Here is a 16,531-nt window from a genome sequence, read left to right as displayed (position 1 = left end):
AGTAGCCCTGAAACTCAACAATCGACCGCGAAAGACCCTGGACTACGACACCCCAGCAGAACGCATGGCCGAACTACTAGGATTGACCGGAACCTAGGAAACGTTGCAACGAACGCTAGAATCCGCCAGTTCGAAAGGCCCAGTGCTGGTGGGTAGTCTGGTGTGCATGGCTAAGGACAAAAACGAACGCGCCCTTGAGGCAGCCGCGAAGAAGGAACAGCGCACCGCTAAGCGCGCCAAGCGGAAGCAGACCCGCTCGCAGGTGTGGCAGGCCTTTAATATGCAGCGCAAGCGGGACAAGATGCTCATCCCGATCATGCTGCTGGCTATTGTTGGCGTAGCCCTCGCGTTCTTCCTCATTGGTCTGCTGTTCAATGGCCAGTGGTTCATGCTGGTTCCGGGCATCGGCTTTGGCTTCTTGCTAGCTATGTTTTTGTTCACCCGTCGCCTTGAGAACTCCATGTATGAGGAGATCGGCGATACCCCGGGTGCTGCCGGCTGGACGCTGGAGAATATGCGCAACTCCATGGGCATTGTGTGGCTGACCAAGACAGCTGTGGCTGCTAACACGAACATGGATACGGTCCACCGCGTGGTGGGCAACCCAGGCGTGGTCCTCGTGGGCGAGGGCGACCCGAAGCGCCTAAAGCCACTCATGGACAAAGAGCGTAAGCGTGTTGACCGCCTGCTCGCTGGTGTGCCGATCCATGAGGTGTACGTCGGTTCCGGCGAAGGCCAAGTGCCTCCGCAGAAACTACAGCGCCACCTGCTCAAGCTGCCGAAGAACTACCAGAAGAATGACGTGTACGCCTTCAACGCCAAGCTGGATGCCATGGACAATGTCCGCGGTGGTCAGCGCGCAGGATTGCCGAAGGGCCCCATGCCACACCAGGCGCAGAACATGTCTGGTATGAACCGCCGAATGCGCCGCATGCAGCAGCGTTAAGGTTAATAGCGCGCAGGCATCACAGCGGGACGCCGCCTGGCCTAGATCGAGGAATCTGTGAGCGAGAACCAACACTCAGATATGGCCGCGGAGGCTACTGCTGCCCTGCGTTATGGGACGCTTCTTTTATCCGCGGGCTCCTCCGGTTACCGGGTCATTCGCGCGGTCAAACGCTGCGCGCGCTCCCTGGGGTTTTCTGATGCCGATGTGCTTGTCGGTTTCAACACCATCAGCTGCACCTTCCACAAGGGAAATGAATTCCGCACGGTCGTGGCAAATGTGCCGCTGCCTGGAGTTAATGCCTCGCGGATTGAGGCTTTAGAGTCCGGCTCACACGGATTCCTGCAGGAGTATCACACCGCCGAAGAGATCGATGAATACCTCGACCAGATCGAGAGTATCCCCTCACCGCGCTGGGGAATTGTCACCAGCATGATCGCGGCAGGACTTGCGTGCGCGGGATTCGCAGTGCTCAATCAATTCGGCTACGAGATGGCTCTGTTTGTTTTCTTCGCTGTTCTTGCCGGTAAATTTGTGCGAATCAAGCTTCACGACGAAAGGTTTAACGTCCTCGGCATCACCGCCGTATCCGCACTCACCGCGACTGGGATGTTCTTCCTCATGGTCCGCATCTTCCCCACCTCAAGTGATCTTTCGCCTGGCTTTATCGCCTCAGTGCTCTTCCTTATTCCGGGCTTTCCCTTGTTCTCAGCATTCGTGGATTTGTCGCGCTTCGACTTCACCTCCGGCATTCCACGACTCGTCTTCGCCGCAGAAGTCATCACGGTGATCATGCTCACCGTGACTGTTGTGACCATGCTTTCTGGAACACCGGAGGCATCGGCGCAGACCATCATCGTCGACTGGGAGTATTTCCTTTCTGGTGCGGTAGCCAGTTTTGTCTCAGTCGGTGGTTTCGCGCTGATCTTCAATTCGTCGAAACGCATGGCACTCATCGCGGCAAGCGTGGGTATGTTGGCCAACCTAGGTCGACTTGCGCTACTTACCGTCGGCGCGCGTGGCTTCCTTGCTGCTTTCCTTGCAGCGCTGTTCATCGGCCTGGTGGGGAGCTTGGCTTGCCGTGCTGCCCGAATCCCACGTGTCAGCGTGACTATTCCGGCATCAGTGGTGATGATCCCGGGGCCGGCAATTTACGCCTCCGTATACAATTTCGCACTCGGTGAGACAGCACTGGCGCTGACAAAGATGACAGATGTGGTTCTTGTGGTCCTCTACATCGGTGGTGGGCTCGCCATTGCCCGCATGATTACGGACAAAACCTGGGCATTCGAGCACCACATTGACTTCAACAAGGAACTTGGCGGAACACCTCATCCCCACTAAGGAGCTCATTATTAGCTCATAATCACCGTTGTGCCCGTGGCACGGTCGTGCATACCGCGTCCATTCTCATCCACGATCGCAGCGGGGAACACAAAACCGGTGAGGATGGTGCGCAGAGCGGCGCGCCAAAGGCCGACGGTGTTCCCCGGCTCGTCGATACGCGCGACACCCATGCCCAGGATTGCCATTCCTGGCGTGCGGGCAAACAACCAACCGGTGATGATGCCCAGCACCACCCACAGCAAATAGGTCAACGTCGCTGTTCCGCCGAAAGTGTGGGTGTACGTGACAATGAATGCGGCAAGCCCCCAACAAATAAACCAATCAATGAGGACACCAATGGCGCGACGCATCACACTTGCCTGCGCACCAGGTCCTAATTCTGGGAGGCCCAAGTTTTGGCCTGGCCAGTCCTGTGGCGCATACGGGTGGGCAGCATCGCGAGCATTATTCGGCATGAACTCACGATAGTGCACTTTTTACTGAGCTCGAAAGCGCTTGAAGCGAAACGGGCCAGAATCCATGTACGATCGATGAGAGCACACGATCTGTATTCAAGGAGTATCCACCCGTGGCCTTCGACAACATCCAAGACACCATGAAGTACATCAAGGATGAGGAGGTCGAGTTTGTAGACGTTCGCTTCACGGACGTCCCTGGAACCGAGCATCACTTCTCCATTCCTGCATCCATGTTTGATGAAGATGTCGTAGAAGAAGGCTTGGCGTTCGACGGATCGTCGATTCGCGGCTTTACGACGATTGAGGAATCCGACATGATCCTCATGCCGGACCTGGCCACCGCCCAAATTGATCCTTTCCGTAAGGCGAAGACCCTCAATGTGAAGTTCTTCGTCAACGACCCCTTCACCCATGAGGCCTTCTCCCGCGACCCGCGCAATGTAGCCCGCAAGGCTGAGGAGTACCTGGAGTCAACCGGTATCGCCGACACCTGCTTCTTCGGCGCTGAAGCTGAGTTTTATCTCTTTGATTCTGTGCGTTACTCCTCTGAGCCACACCGCGGTTTCTACGAGGTAGATTCCATCGAAGGCTGGTGGAACCGCGACCGTGAGACCGAGCTGGACGGCTCCCCCAACCTGGGCTACAAGACTCGTATGAAGGGCGGCTACTTCCCTGTTCCGCCGTACGACAAGACTCTGGATGTGCGCGATGACATGGCACTGAATCTGGCTGAAGCTGGTTTCGAAATCGAGCGTTTCCACCACGAGGTCGGCTCGGGCGGCCAGCAGGAAATCAACTACAAGTTCAACACCCTCCTGCACGCCGCAGATGATCTGCAGACCTTCAAGTACATCGTCAAAAACACCGCGCAGAAGTGGGGCAAGACCGTCACCTTCATGCCGAAGCCACTTGCCGGTGAGGCCGGGTCTGGTATGCACGCCCACCAGTCCCTGTGGAAGGACGGCGAGCCACTGTTCTATGACGAATCCGGCTACGGCGGCCTGTCTGACATCGCCCGCTGGTACATCGGTGGCATCCTGCACCACGCCGGCGCTGTGCTCGCGTTCACCAACCCGACGCTGAACTCCTACCACCGTCTGGTTCCAGGCTTCGAGGCCCCGATCAACCTGGTCTACTCCCAGCGCAACCGCTCCGCCGCGATCCGCATCCCGATCACGGGCTCCAACCCGAAGGCAAAGCGCATCGAGTTCCGCGCACCGGACCCAAGCGGCAACCCCTACCTCGGCTTCGCTGCCATGATGATGGCTGGCCTGGATGGTGTGAAAAACCGCATCGAGCCGCACGAGCCGGTGGACAAGGACCTCTACGAGCTCCCTCCGGAGGAAGCAAAGTCCATCCCACAGGCACCGACCTCTCTCGAGGCCTCCCTTGCTGCACTGGAAGAAAACTACGAGTTCCTCACCGAAGGCGACGTGTTCACCGAGGACCTCATCCAGACCTACATCAAGCTGAAGCACGACCGCGAGATTGCGCCGTCCCGCCTCGGCCCGACACCGCTGGAGTATGAGCTGTACTTCGACGTTTAAACTCACCTCGCAGCAGCCAGCTCATCATCAATGCTCACTGGTGCCGCCGCGCGAATGCCGATCGCGCCCATGAGCACTGCACTGGCCACGAGCGCGATGAGGATCTCCCGCCATTGCCCCGTCGCGCCGTACGCTACCCCGACCACGACTGGCCCCGTCCCTGCGAGCAGATACCCGTACGGTTGCACGAAGCCGGACAGTTTCGCTGTGACCACATGGGAGCGGCTACGTGCCGGGATGAGGGCGATGGCGGTGGGGAAACAGAACCCGCCTAGCCCCAAAAGGAAAGCCCATAGGAGGGGAAGCTGGTCGCCGCTCAGTAACAGCCCCAGGTATCCGGCTGCGGTGGCGGTAGCGAAAATCACCACGAACGGGGTGAGCGTGCGTGCGCGTGCGATGAGCATGGGCATGACCAATCCCCCGACCACGTTGAGGCCACCGACCAAAGCCAGCGCGATCGTGCCGGTTGCCGCGGATAAGCCATTGTCGCGGTAGATCTGCGGCAGCCAGCCCATTTGCACGTATGCGTTCATCGACTGCAAGCCGAAAAACAGCAGCAGGAACAGCGCCGTCGGCGAGCGCCACATGGAAACGTTGAGGGGCGCGTCATTTTCGGCGGTAGCTTCATCGATGCGGGGCGCGTCATTGCCAAGTTTGCCGACGACCACCAGCCACACCACCACCTGCACCACCGCGGGAACAGCCCACACGGCCAACGCCCACTGCCAAGCACCGTCGCCGGTGAACACCAACGCACTCAACGGGCCAACGGCACCGGATAGACCGAGTAGGGCACCGTAGGCCGTCATCAGCGCCACCATGTGCCGCCCACCATGCTGTTTGATCCACGCTGGGAGCAGCACGTTAGCCACCGCAATACCCGCGACGACGAAGCCGGTGAGCACGATGAATACCGCCATCGCCCCCACCCAAGGACGCACCGCTAAGCCAAGGAACGTGAGCACGGTGCCAAGCGCGATAGTCCGCGTCAGACCCAAACGCATAGCTACAGGCACCGCACCCAAGCCCATCAGAGCGAACAAGAATCCCGGCATCGCTGTAATCAGGCCTGCCTGCGACGCCCCAGCCCCGAACGCAGCGAGAGTTTCCTCCAGCACCGGGCCTACCGACGAAATACCTGCGCGCAAGTTGATCGCCACCGCGACGACAGCGGCGAAAAGAAGCGGGGCCGACAGCTGTACTGCCTTGCCAGGACCTTTCCGGGTGGGGCGCTGAGAGGTTGATGCCATTCGACCATTAGGCACCCGGGTTCAGGGTCACGTCAACTCGTCTGAAGACGAGTGGCAAACCAGTTAAGTAAAAGTAGGATCGACGGGCATGTATATCAACGCGTATTCAACAGTCCGCGATGAAATCCCGGGCCCCTACTCGCACCAGCGCGGTTTAAATGATCCAGAGATGGCCGGCCACCTGAACGGGTTCTCCGCATTCATGTGGGAGCGCGGACAACAGGAGATGACAGCTAGCCTCTTCGGGCTGATCCGACACATCGGGAACACGAAGCGACAGTACGTCTTCGAGCGCGAAAACCTGCATGGCCTCGAGGACTGGGCAGAGCAGACTAATTCAGTGTTCCTGATGCCGGACGGCACGGTGGTCAATGTGTACGGCGAGGACATCGTTGCGGGTGGCGCCGTTCCGTATCATCCAGCGGCCAGGGCGCGGGCGTCGCGTGTGCGCGCGGAGATCACGCAGGACACCGGGGTGACGCTGCCCGCGCACTATCCTCCGGTACGCAGCGAATTCGAGGCAGTGTTGCGTGAGCCACGGGAGGTCGTGCAACGGTTTATGTCACTGGTGGCAGTCTCCGAGGTAGCTGGGTTTTTCTGTGCCGAGTCGGAGCCACCGCTGGCAGAGATTCGCGCGGTGCTGCCCGGCGCGTTCGAAACACTGACACCCACAGAGCAGCGTTTCATCGAGCTCATCGAGTCTGGTGTGACGCCTCACACCCCCTCCCCTGGCGGCGACGAAGCACGGCACCTAGCATTTCAGCTGGCATGGCAAGTACTCGCAGCGCAAATGCTCGCGCACGCTCTGGGCATCCAGGAGCTTCCTGAAGGCGAGATCCGCGTTGATGCAACGTCACTGGCCCAGTGGGTCGCAGACAGGGGCGAAGCTGCCATCCACGAGCAGGCGACGGCGCTCATCAGCCTGCCGAAGCTGTGCGACAAGTACGAATTCGTCCATGCGATGCGGTGGACCGCCGTCGACCAGGAGGTGAACCCGGAGCGCCCAGCTCTTATCGACGAGCCAACCGCCGGCACACTACTTGAGTGGCATCGCGCACTTTCGTGGCTTTTTCATCCGAATTCGGACTGGGAGGATGTTGATTTGTCGACGTAAATGGGCAACAGTTGAGCGCGGTTTCATTGGCTTTATAGCCATCCTCCTTGTCTCAACACGTGTTTAACGTGCTGCGGTGCTACGGTATTCCAGAGCTTTACCCCCGATTAGGCATACACAGCGAAAGGCGACCATGACGTATCCGAATTCACCTCAGCCGAACCACGGTGCACCCCAGCCGTCTTCGTACAACTGGGATGCGCAGGTTCCAGCGCAAGCGCAGCCGCAGCAACAACAACCACAACAGCCGTTTTATCCGCCTGCGGGGCAGCCACAGCAACAGAAGTTGGCGCTTCCTGCATGGCCGACGTGGGTGTATACGGGCCTGTTCATTCTGACGCTGATCAGTAGCTTCCTGCCCTACATCGCAGCAAAGATCACTGGTTCAAGTTTTGCTCAGTCCCTGACTGAGGACGTGCCGTTCCTTGATGAATTTTTCGGTGAGAGCTCCGAGACACTCGACAGTTTTGGTTCGATGACGTCCACAGTCAACTGGTGGGGCGCTCTCAAGCTGCGGGGCGACGGCTTTGGTTCGTTCGCGGAGGCCTTCGAGGAGGAAGTCACCGCTGAGGTTGATAGTGAATACGAGACCATGAAGTTGGTGCTCATGCTTATCACTTTGAGCGTGCTCGGATTCTTGGTTGGCGCTGTGGTGATGGGTGTTCTGCGTAAGGTCAGGATCGCCGCTGTTTTGGGCCTTGTTGCTGGCGTAATCCAGTTCTTGGCGGTCCTCCTTGGGGCAGCATCTCGCTTCTCTGTCGTTGCTGACCCTGAATTCGCCAACATGGCCGAAACGTCCTTCGGCGCTGGTTTCTGGCTCTGGGCCATCCTCTGCTTGGTTGCTGTGGCCTTCAGCATTTACGTTTTAGTTGCGTTTAAGAAGCCGAAAAATGCTTTCGTGCCTCAGCCAGCTCAACCGCAGCAGCCGGGGTGACCGAACACCTACTAGTAGGTGCTAGAGCAACCGGGCGTTGATATCCACCGCATAACCCGCCACTGTGGCTTTTGAACCGAACTGCCACATGGCGGGTTTTTGCTTGCCGACGAATCCCGGCCATGCCTCCAACCCCGGAAAAATATCACCGGGAATTCCCGCCTGATCGTGGCCGTAGCTGGCCACCCACACGGCACCGAATTCACGAGTATCCGCCCCGAACAGCCGCCACCGCCAATAGCGGGGGTAAGTGTATACGCCCGCCACGTCGATGCCAGCTGATTGGAAGAGATCGCGTGCTTCACGGATGTGATCAAGGTGTAAACCCGCCGGTGTTTCACAGTCCAACCAGATCGGGCGCGCCCACGGACTTCCGGCACCACCCATCACATCCACGGCCGCCGCGGCTTGCTCGGCGATGGATGTCCCCTCCTTTGGGTTGCGGAGGTAGTGGTAGGCCTCGGCGGGGAGGGTGGCGGCCACGGCGTCGTCGATATGCGAGCGATACGTGCGGTCACGATAGGTGCCGTCCGTCGTGCGCACGATGGCAAATTCCATGCCCTCGGCGGCAGCGCGCACGAGACTGATACCGTCTTGATGCTCGCTGACGTCGATGCCGAAGCAGACGGTCATGAGCGCTTGGCAAAGCCCATGCGCGGCGTGAAATTAGCAGGGTGTTTACGTTGTGCAATCGCATCAGCGATGACTAAGCGCCACTTCGGATCAGTCACCGGCATGTGGGCGATGGAAAACCAGCCGACGTCGCTCGATTCATCATCGGCCACGAAGGGCACTGCGGACGGGTCGGTGGCCTCCAGACGAATAGCCACAGACATGTATGAGGCATTATCGCCGTTGACGTGAACGATCGGCCCAATTGCGCCCACCCCCAGCAAGGCAGCCGGTGTCACGTCCAGGCCGGTTTCTTCGCGCACCTCGCGCACCGCGGCATCGTGGGGTTCCTCCCCCGGGTCGCAGATCCCCGTGACAGGTGTCCACGCGCCGTTATCCGCACTCTGAACCAGCAGTGCCTCGGGCACAGCCCACGGGGAATCATCGGTTGAATCTCGCAACACAACGGCGGATACCGCCGGGATCCACATCAGATCCGTCCCAATCTTCTTCCGGGTTTCCACGATGAACTCAGGGATAGGCATGGGCCGAGTCTACGTGGCCACGCGCGCCTGGACGAAAGCAGTACACGCAACGGGGAGGAAACCTACCTTCATTCACGTGTTCCAGATAATCTTGCTTTACCGTTTCCAGCAACGGAGAAGAAACTATGCCTCATCCCAACAAGCACGATCGGCCCCAGCCGGACGTCCTCAACACCAAAGCACCTATACGGGCCGCCTTCATGCTCCTGTGCTTTCTTCTGAGCCTTCTCACCAGCTTTCTAGAATGCATCTTCGTCTACATCGTCTATGTGGACCTCAAAACCACAACAATCGGGTGGAACTGGTGGGGTGTAACTACGCAGGAAGGTGCGTTCCAGCAAGCGCTGGACCAAGGTGAGTTAGCACAGTACATCGCTGGTAACGGCCTCATGCTCTTGGGCACAGCTGCGCTACTCATCTGCTACCTCGTCGCCGCTGTCTCGTTCTTTCGCGCGGACCACAAACGCGGAACCACGTTCAGCGTTGTTGGATCGAGTATCCAAACATTGCTTGTGCTGAGCATCTTCTATCAATCGATGTTTAGTTACGGCACCGGGACCTCAGTCGGTTGGGATATTTGGGTCATCATCGCGGGCGTTGCGCTGGCCTTCAGCGTGAACAATCTGATTCGGTACCGCAAAACCCGTGCGGCGCCGGCAGGTGCGGTGTAGTTACCAGGTTTGTTCCTCGAATTGGGCATCAGGGACAACGCGATTAATCACACCCATGACCTGCTCATAATTGGCATAGGACATGAGTCTCGTGTTGGAATCAGGCAAGTCGCATGATTCTTCAGCCCGCTCCGCGTCCGTACCGGAGACAACACCGACAATAGTGGCACGGCCGTTGATTTCATGAAACACGGGGCCACCAGAATCACCGGGTGAGGCACACAGGTGGCCAATATCACCGTAGGTTTCGCGCTCCCCTTCCGTTTCAGTGCGGATAAGTTGCACACGGCCACTATCTTCAAAGACACCGCAGGTGTATCCAGTAGTTCCGCCGGTTTTACAGATCGGGTCCTCGCGCACCAAAGCGCCACCGTAAATTGCTGTAGGGATCGGGGCACCCACGAGATCCATGTAGCGGTTTGGATCTGTGATCTCAATGATGCCTACATCAACGCCATCATTGCCTTCACTGTAAAGGCCGGAATAGATGAAGCGGCCGGCCTCGACCGCGTAATCTGCTACTGTTTCGGCCGTGGTTGGCCATACAAGATCATTTTCCCGGCCACAGTGTCCAGCTGTCACTGCGAAATTCCGGCCGTCTGCAGCACTGAAACTGAATGCGACCGTACAGGCTTGTGCCGTGAAAGATTCCCCAGCTTGGGGGTAATGGTCCGTGGATTGGATCTTTGTGCCCGGTGCCCACAGTGCGAAGGAGGGCACTTTAATCACCGTTTCCCCTGCCGAATCAGCCGGTGGCGCCCCAGGGGTTTGTACGCCTTCGCGTTCTTGGCGCTCTTCCACGGTGAGGGTCGGGTACTGCGATGTAGTCACACCGAGATAAGCCACGGCTGCCACAACAAAGCTGACTATGACCACCATGGCCACCCAGAAAACGGAGACACCGCCCCTTTTGGGTTGGTACTCATCATCGGACAGCGGATACTGCTCCGGCGGGAACTGTGAATGCATGAAAGAGGAGTTTAGGACTCAGAAGAATCCGTGGTTGCTTCATCCTCGTCCTTCAGATCGTTCTGGATCTTCAGGTCGCGGATGAATTTCTCCGGATCGAACTCAACGTAGTGCTCGGGTCCAGCAAATTGTTCCTGTGCCATGGTCGCTCCTTATTTACCTGTGCCACCGTTGTCGACGATGCTGGCAATGTACACCTTGACAGCCTCAGCGTCGTTGGGCATATCTACCACGTGCCTGTCGGCCTCCATGATGCCAGTGAATCGCTCCGGTACCTCTGGTTTCTGACCAGTGGCTTCAACGATGGTCTCGGAGAATTTCACTGGCAAGGCGGTTTCCAGGACCACGATCGGGGTGTCCACCTGGTCCTTCAGACCACGGGCAACGAAGATGCCGTCAGCGGTGTGTGGGTCGATGAGGGTGGACTGGTTGGCGTGGGTATCACGGATCGTCGATATGCGATCAGCGTGCGTGGAACGACCGGACAGGAAGCCGTACTTCCCACGAATCTCCTCCATGATCTGCCCCTCGAGTTCAAAACCACCGGCCTTGACCTGGACGCCGAAGAGGTCCTTGGTCTTCGTGGCGTCACGCTCCAACACATCAAAGATGAAGCGCTCAAAGTTGGACGCGCGCGAAATATCCATCGACGGCGAGGACGTTGCCTGCGTTTCCGCAGAGGAACGCGGGCGGTACTGCCCAGAGATGAAAAACTCATGGAGCACATCATTCTCATTGGTGGCCACGATGAGTTTGTCGATGGGTAAGCCCATCTGCTTCGCAATATGTCCCGCACAGATGTCTCCGAAGTTGCCAGTGGGCACGCAGAAAGATACCTGCTGTGGCTGCTGCCCTGAAGCAGGAGGTGATGTGAGCTTGATGTAGGACGAAATGTAGTAAATGATCTGTGCCAGCAAACGCGCCCAATTGATGGAGTTCACAGCGCCAATGTGGTGCTTGGACTTGAATGCCGCGTCGGCGTTGACCTCCTTGACTACGTCCTGGCAGTCGTCGAAAACGCCGTCGAGCGCAATATTGAAAATGTTGGGCTCATTCAGTCCGAACATCTGGGCCTGCTGGAACGGGGTCATACGGCCAGCTGGGGTGAGCATAAACACATTGATGTTGTCCCGGCCACGCATGGCGTACTCCGCGGACGAGCCGGTATCGCCGGAGGTAGCACCCAAGATATTCAGGGTTTCCTCCCGGCGCGCCAGCTCAAACTCAAAGAGCTCACCCAGCAGCTGCATGGCCATGTCCTTGAACGCAGCCGTGGGACCTTCGGACAGGTGCGCGAGATAAATGCCGTCCTCGAGTGCAGTGACTGGGACGATTTCTTCGGTGCTAAAAACCGGGGTGCGGTAAGCAGCGGCGGTGAGCTGCTCCACCTTTGCTGGTGGGATGTCACTAACAAAGAGCTTGACCACCTCAGCAGCAAGTGCTGGGTAACCACCGTCGGCGAGGACTGCGCGCCACTCGGTCAGTTTCTCTTCTGTAATGCGCGGGTACGCAACCGGCACATAAAGCCCGCCGTCGGGGGCTAGTCCGGACAGCAGGATGTCGGTGAAGCGGTGCGGGGTCTTTGTCGTATCACGCGTTGAGATGTAATCCACCCCTAGGAGTCTAGCGCGCCTGGATCACACCTTCCCCCACTCCGCCCCCGAGGTAGCGATGCTCAGTCGTACTCAAAGGAGGGCTGCTCACCCCAGAACACTTCCTCCACCACACGATGAGCGCGACGCGTCACTTTCAGGTAATGGTCGAGGAACGCTTGCGCATCATGCGGGTCATAGCCGGCAGCGCCAGCGACCTGGTTGAGCTGAGCACCCGGACCCGGTAACTGATCAGTGCGTTTCCCGGTAACCAAGACCAATGCGTTGCGTGCTGCTGTGGCCAGCAGCCACGCCTCCGTGAGCATGCGTGCCTGAGCAGAATCAATGATGCCGGAGGCAGCATCGGTGACCAGGAAGTCCAGTATCTCCAGCGTAGATGTGTTGTGAAGTTCCGGGTAGGTGTTAGCGTGCATCATGGTGAGCAGCTGCACCGTCCACTCAATATCCGTCAACGCGCCACGCCCGAGCTTGGTGTGGGTTGCCCGGTCCGCATTGCGTGGCAGGCGTTCATTGTCCACGCGGGCCTTCATGCGGCGGATCTCACGAATGTCTGATTCGCTGGCACCCCCGTCCGGGTAGCGGAACGGATCGATGCTGTGCAGAAATTCTTCCCCCACCGCCACGTCACCTGCAATGTAGGTGGCGCGCAGCAAGGCTTGGCGCTCCCACACCTCACCCCACTCTTGGTAGTAGCGTTTGTACGACGCAATCGTGCGCACCACCGGACCAGAACGACCTTCCGGCCGCAGCCCCAGATCAACTTCCAAACGCGGATCACCGGATGGTTTGGATAGTCGCTTCCGCAGTTGATCAATGATCTTGGTGGCCCAGGCCAGCGCTTCCACTTCATCTTCGCCTTCAGCAGGCTCCGCAACAATCATCACATCAGCGTCTGAGCCGTAGCCCAGCTCCGCGCCACCAAGACGCCCCATGCCAATAACAGCGATGCGGGCCAGCGGTTCTTCCACCCCGCGTTCCAGCAGGTCCGCACGAACTTCTGCCCGCAGGCCTGCTTCAAGTACGGCGTTCCACACCCAGGACAGCTGGTCACACACCTCGCGCACGTCCATCATGCCCAGCAGGTCAGCGGACGCAATGCGGGCGAGCTCCGCGCGGCGCAGGGAGCGCGCAACACTGACCGCTTTATCCGGATCTGCATGGCGTTTCGACGCCGCGATCAGGGCCTTGTACACGCGGTCCGTTTCCGGGTCGAGCAGCTTCGGCTGGGTTGCACCGTCACCGAGCTGCTTCACCACATCGGGCGCGGAAATAATCAGGTTCGCGGCATACGGGGAGGTACCCAGGATGTGCATGAGGCGTTCGCCGACCACACCTTCGTCCCGAAGCATGCGCAAGAACCACGAGCGATCCTGCGCGGCATCAGACAGCTTGCGGTAGTTGAGCAAACCAGCATCCGGGTCCGCGGTTTCCCCCAGCCACACCAGCAGCGTGGGCAACAAAATCGCCTGCAGCTTCGCCTTGCGGGAATTGCCTTTAACCAGCGCGGACAGGTGCTGGTAGGCGCGAGTGGGATGCGTGTACCCCAGCGCTTTGAGTTGTTCAATTGCCGCATCTTTGCTTAGCGACGCCTCCCCAACACTCATCCCCGCAATCGAATTCAACAGCGGACGGTAGAACAACCGCGAGTGCAGGTCTGAGATCTTCTTGCGCTCCGCCTTCAGGCGGGCGTCCATCTCATTCACCGCGGACGACGTCGGCGAGGAAATGAAGCCAGAGGTCAAGGCAAGCCACCGTCGATTCGCTGCATCATCGTCCTCCGGCAGCGTGTGCGTGCGCCGGAAGCGGTGCAGTTGGAGGCGGTGTTCCAGCAGCCGCAAGAACTCGTACGCCTCGATGAGGTGTACTGCGTCTTCGCGGCCAATATATCCGCCGAGGGAGAGTGCCTTTATGGACTCGATGGTGTTCTTGGTGCGCAAAGTGGCGTCGATACGCCCATGCACGAGCTGCAGCAGCTGCACCGCGAATTCCACATCACGCAATCCACCCTGGCCGAGCTTAAGCTCACGGGCGCGCATATCCGCCGGCACATTCGACAGCACGCGGCGCCGCATTGCCTGCACGTCCTCAACAAAAGAATCACGCTGGGAGGATTCCCACACCATCGGCTTCAGCTTTTCCCGGTAGGCCTGCCCCAGCTCCATGTCACCCGTCATCGGACGGGCTTTGAGCAGCGCCTGGAACTCCCACGTTTCCGCCCAGCGCTTGTAGTACTTCTCATGGGATTCCAGCGTGCGCACCAGCGCGCCGGATTTACCCTCCGGCCGCAGGTTCGGGTCCACGTCGAAGAAAGCAGCAGTGCCTATCGACGCAAACTCGCTAGCAATCTTCGTCGCCAGCGCATCCGCCGGCTCCGCAACGAAAATGACGTCCACGTCAGAGATATAGTTCAGCTCCCGCGCACCGCACTTACCCATGGCGATCACGGCCAGCTTCCCATTCATCGGCTCATCCCCGCACACCGAACGCACCGCCACAGCAAGCGCTGCGGTCAATGCCGCATCCGCGATAGTGGTGAGCAGCTCCGTCACGTCGCTGTAGCTCAACACCGGCTGATCAGCGCCGTATCCTTTGAAGGCGGAGTACGTTCCAGCGAGATCTGCCGCTGCAACACGCATGACCAGCGTGCGGTATGTACTCTTCAGAGTCTTCTTTGCCTCTGTCCCTGTGATGGCTGCGCGGTACGTACCCGGCTGGTCCAGGTCCTCCGTTGCCGTGGGGTCTCCCGGTTCCGGCTTTGCATCAACCGAGCCCAGCATGATCTGGAAGATCTCACTGGCGCTGGGCAGTGGCTCCGCCAGCAACTTCCACTCCTCCGGGTGCGCCACCAAGTGGTCCCCCAGGGCAGTAGAGCCGCCCAGCAGGGCAAAGAGGCGGACGCGCAGCACCTCATCGCCGATAAGCGCTTGGCGCAGTTCCTCATACTTGTCCCCCAACGCCTCCGCCAAACGGAAAGCCGTGTTCAGCGTGATATCCGGGTTGCCGGACCCGCCGAGGGTGTACAGCACATCATCATCGCTCCAGCCCAATCGCTCCAGATCATCTGCAGCAGTCTTACCGGTCAACGCCAACTGTGCCGGCGACGGAGACTTCTTGCGTGCCATGTGCTCCCGCCTTAAAGGTTGAGGTTGTTAGCCAGTTCCCACGGGGTGATCTGATCCTCGTAGGCATGCCACTCATCCCACTTAGAGCGCAGGAAGAACTCAAAGACCTGCTCCCCCAGTACCTCCGCCATGAACTCGGACTTCTCCAACGCGCGCAGCGCCTCATCCAGGGAACCCGGCAGATCCTTGTAGCCCATTGCCCGACGCTCCCGTCGGGTGAGAGCGAACACGTCATCCACCGCGGGCTCACCCAATTCAAGGCCCTGCTCAATGCCATCGAGCCCAGCCGCGAAAATCGCAGCGAAAGCCAAGTACGGGTTGGCGGCGGAGTCGATGGTGCGGACCTCGATCCGTCGAGAAGCACTCTTGTGCAGGCGATATGTGGGCACCCGCACCATCGCGGAACGGTTAGACACACCCCACGTTGCCGCGGTCGGCGCCTCCGACCCGAACTGGAGGCGCTTGTACGAGTTCACCCACTGATTTGTCACCGCGGAGATCTCATTCGCATGCGCGATCACGCCCGCGATGAACTGGCGCGCCGTAGTGGACAGCGAATACTCATCATCCGGATCATGGAACGCATTCTCCTCACCCTCAAAGAGCGAGAAGTGCGTATGCATCGCCGAACCATTGTGCTCACGGAAAGGCTTAGGCATGAACGTAGCCAGAATGCCGTTCGCCTCCGCCACCGTCTTCACCACATACCGGAACGTGATGATGTTATCCGCCATAGTCAACGCATCCGTGTGCCGCAGATCAATCTCCTGCTGGCCCGGCGAGCCCTCATGGTGAGAGAACTCCGTGGCAATGCCCATGTACTCAAGGGCGGAAATTGCGTGCCTACGGAAGCGTGGCGCCGCATTCTGCTTCGCCTGGTCAAAATACCCACCATCATCCACCGGCCGAGGATCCTCCCCACCAGTCAGCGCAAAGAACTCAATCTCCGGGCTGGCCACGCACTCAAAGCCTGCTTCTGCTGCTTTGTTGAGTTGGCGGCGCAGCACCTGCCGCGGATCGGCATACAACGGCTTTCCATCCGGCATGGAAATATCGCAGAACATCCGCGCCGTCTGCAACCCATCCTCCGCATCAAACGGCAACGGTTGGAACGTTGAAGGGTCCGGCAGCAGCAACGTGTCCGACTCGGAAACACGCGAGAACCCTTCAATGGAAGAACCATCAAAGCCAACACCCTCATCAAACGCCGTTTCCAATTCCGCCGGCGACATCATCACCGTCTTCAACGCCCCGAACAAATCAGTGAACCACAAACGGATGAAACGGATATCCCGCTCCTCAACCTCGCGCAGGACGTTTTCTTGTTGGCTGTTCATGCCTACCCAATGTAGTGACAGCGTGGCCAGAAGTGTGCATGTTCACCGCTTTTGCATCCGTTACCG

15 protein-coding genes are annotated in these 16,531 nt (G+C 58.9%); 6 read left to right on the top strand and 9 right to left on the bottom strand.

All coding sequences use genetic code 11. The features are described from left to right. The first annotated feature begins 166 nt into the window (after positions 1 to 166). On the top strand, positions 167 to 946 hold the full coding sequence (locus F4V54_RS03900; protein WP_034661973.1) for a DUF4191 domain-containing protein: 780 nt from the start codon (positions 167 to 169) through the stop codon (positions 944 to 946). A gap of 57 nt (positions 947 to 1,003) precedes the next feature. Next, complete coding sequence (locus F4V54_RS03895) at positions 1,004 to 2,290, top strand: threonine/serine exporter family protein (protein WP_150386314.1); 1,287 nt, start codon at positions 1,004 to 1,006, stop codon at positions 2,288 to 2,290. Positions 2,291 to 2,301: 11 nt separating this feature from the next. Here F4V54_RS03895 and F4V54_RS03890 read toward each other — a convergent pair whose 3' ends face one another. Further along, complete coding sequence (locus tag F4V54_RS03890) at positions 2,302 to 2,748, bottom strand: RDD family protein (RefSeq protein ID WP_150386313.1); 447 nt, start codon at positions 2,746 to 2,748, stop codon at positions 2,302 to 2,304. A gap of 140 nt (positions 2,749 to 2,888) precedes the next feature. Between F4V54_RS03890 and glnA the strand changes: the two genes are divergently transcribed. After that, positions 2,889 to 4,298, top strand: a complete 1,410-nt coding sequence (gene glnA, locus F4V54_RS03885; protein WP_373277178.1) for a type I glutamate--ammonia ligase — start codon at positions 2,889 to 2,891, stop codon at positions 4,296 to 4,298. Between the two features lie 2 nt (positions 4,299 to 4,300). On the opposite strand, the gene F4V54_RS03880 is transcribed toward glnA, so the two are convergent. Beyond that, the gene (locus F4V54_RS03880; protein ID WP_150386312.1) at positions 4,301 to 5,548 is read right to left on the bottom strand and encodes an MFS transporter; all 1,248 of its coding nucleotides are present in this window, start codon (positions 5,546 to 5,548) and stop codon (positions 4,301 to 4,303) included. A gap of 88 nt (positions 5,549 to 5,636) precedes the next feature. On the opposite strand from F4V54_RS03880, the gene F4V54_RS03875 reads away from it, so the two are divergent. Together F4V54_RS03875 and F4V54_RS03870 are read left to right on the top strand one after the other, a co-directional pair. Then, positions 5,637 to 6,662 carry a DUF4272 domain-containing protein gene (locus F4V54_RS03875; protein WP_150386311.1) on the top strand — a complete coding sequence of 342 codons (1,026 nt, stop codon included), beginning with the start codon at positions 5,637 to 5,639 and terminating at the stop codon, positions 6,660 to 6,662. A gap of 133 nt (positions 6,663 to 6,795) precedes the next feature. Continuing rightward, on the top strand, positions 6,796 to 7,596 hold the full coding sequence (locus tag F4V54_RS03870; protein WP_150386310.1) for a DUF2207 domain-containing protein: 801 nt from the start codon (positions 6,796 to 6,798) through the stop codon (positions 7,594 to 7,596). Positions 7,597 to 7,617: 21 nt separating this feature from the next. On the opposite strand, the gene F4V54_RS03865 is transcribed toward F4V54_RS03870, so the two are convergent. Then, positions 7,618 to 8,229 carry a GH25 family lysozyme gene (locus F4V54_RS03865; RefSeq protein ID WP_150386309.1) on the bottom strand — a complete coding sequence of 204 codons (612 nt, stop codon included), beginning with the start codon at positions 8,227 to 8,229 and terminating at the stop codon, positions 7,618 to 7,620. Next, a complete protein-coding gene (locus F4V54_RS03860) occupies positions 8,226 to 8,753 on the bottom strand; it encodes an NUDIX hydrolase (RefSeq protein WP_150386308.1) in 528 nt (175 codons plus the stop codon). The genes F4V54_RS03865 and F4V54_RS03860 overlap by 4 nt, the downstream gene beginning before the upstream one ends. Before the next feature lie 125 nt (positions 8,754 to 8,878). Here F4V54_RS03860 and F4V54_RS03855 point away from each other — a divergent pair, with 125 nt between their 5' ends. Then, a complete protein-coding gene (locus F4V54_RS03855) occupies positions 8,879 to 9,424 on the top strand; it encodes a 34 kDa antigenic family protein (protein WP_150386307.1) in 546 nt (181 codons plus the stop codon). Here the strand turns inward: F4V54_RS03855 and F4V54_RS03850 are convergent, their stop codons facing one another. The 5 genes from F4V54_RS03850 to F4V54_RS03835 all read right to left on the bottom strand — a co-directional run bounded on the left by F4V54_RS03850 (position 9,425) and on the right by F4V54_RS03835 (position 16,465). Continuing rightward, positions 9,425 to 10,393, bottom strand: a complete 969-nt coding sequence (locus F4V54_RS03850) for a trypsin-like serine protease (protein ID WP_150386306.1) — start codon at positions 10,391 to 10,393, stop codon at positions 9,425 to 9,427. It abuts the gene before it with no gap. Positions 10,394 to 10,404: 11 nt separating this feature from the next. Next, positions 10,405 to 10,536: a hypothetical protein gene (locus tag F4V54_RS11840; protein ID WP_269544977.1), complete on the bottom strand. Its 132-nt coding sequence runs from the start codon at positions 10,534 to 10,536 to the stop codon at positions 10,405 to 10,407. A 9-nt stretch (positions 10,537 to 10,545) separates the two neighbouring features. Continuing rightward, the gene (gene thrC / locus F4V54_RS03845; protein WP_150386305.1) at positions 10,546 to 12,006 is read right to left on the bottom strand and encodes a threonine synthase; all 1,461 of its coding nucleotides are present in this window, start codon (positions 12,004 to 12,006) and stop codon (positions 10,546 to 10,548) included. A 62-nt stretch (positions 12,007 to 12,068) separates the two neighbouring features. Further along, the gene (locus tag F4V54_RS03840) at positions 12,069 to 15,128 is read right to left on the bottom strand and encodes a bifunctional [glutamine synthetase] adenylyltransferase/[glutamine synthetase]-adenylyl-L-tyrosine phosphorylase (protein ID WP_150386304.1); all 3,060 of its coding nucleotides are present in this window, start codon (positions 15,126 to 15,128) and stop codon (positions 12,069 to 12,071) included. Positions 15,129 to 15,139: 11 nt separating this feature from the next. Beyond that, entirely contained in the window at positions 15,140 to 16,465 is a 1,326-nt protein-coding gene (locus F4V54_RS03835; protein ID WP_034665782.1) for a glutamine synthetase family protein, read from the bottom strand. Positions 16,466 to 16,531: the final 66 nt, after the last annotated feature.

Source organism: Corynebacterium tuscaniense, from assembly GCF_008693065.1.
Taxonomy (GTDB): Bacteria; Actinomycetota; Actinomycetes; order Mycobacteriales; family Mycobacteriaceae; genus Corynebacterium; species Corynebacterium tuscaniense.
The sequence above is the reverse complement of the archived record's forward strand: the minus strand, read 5'-3'. Positions and strand labels throughout refer to the sequence as shown.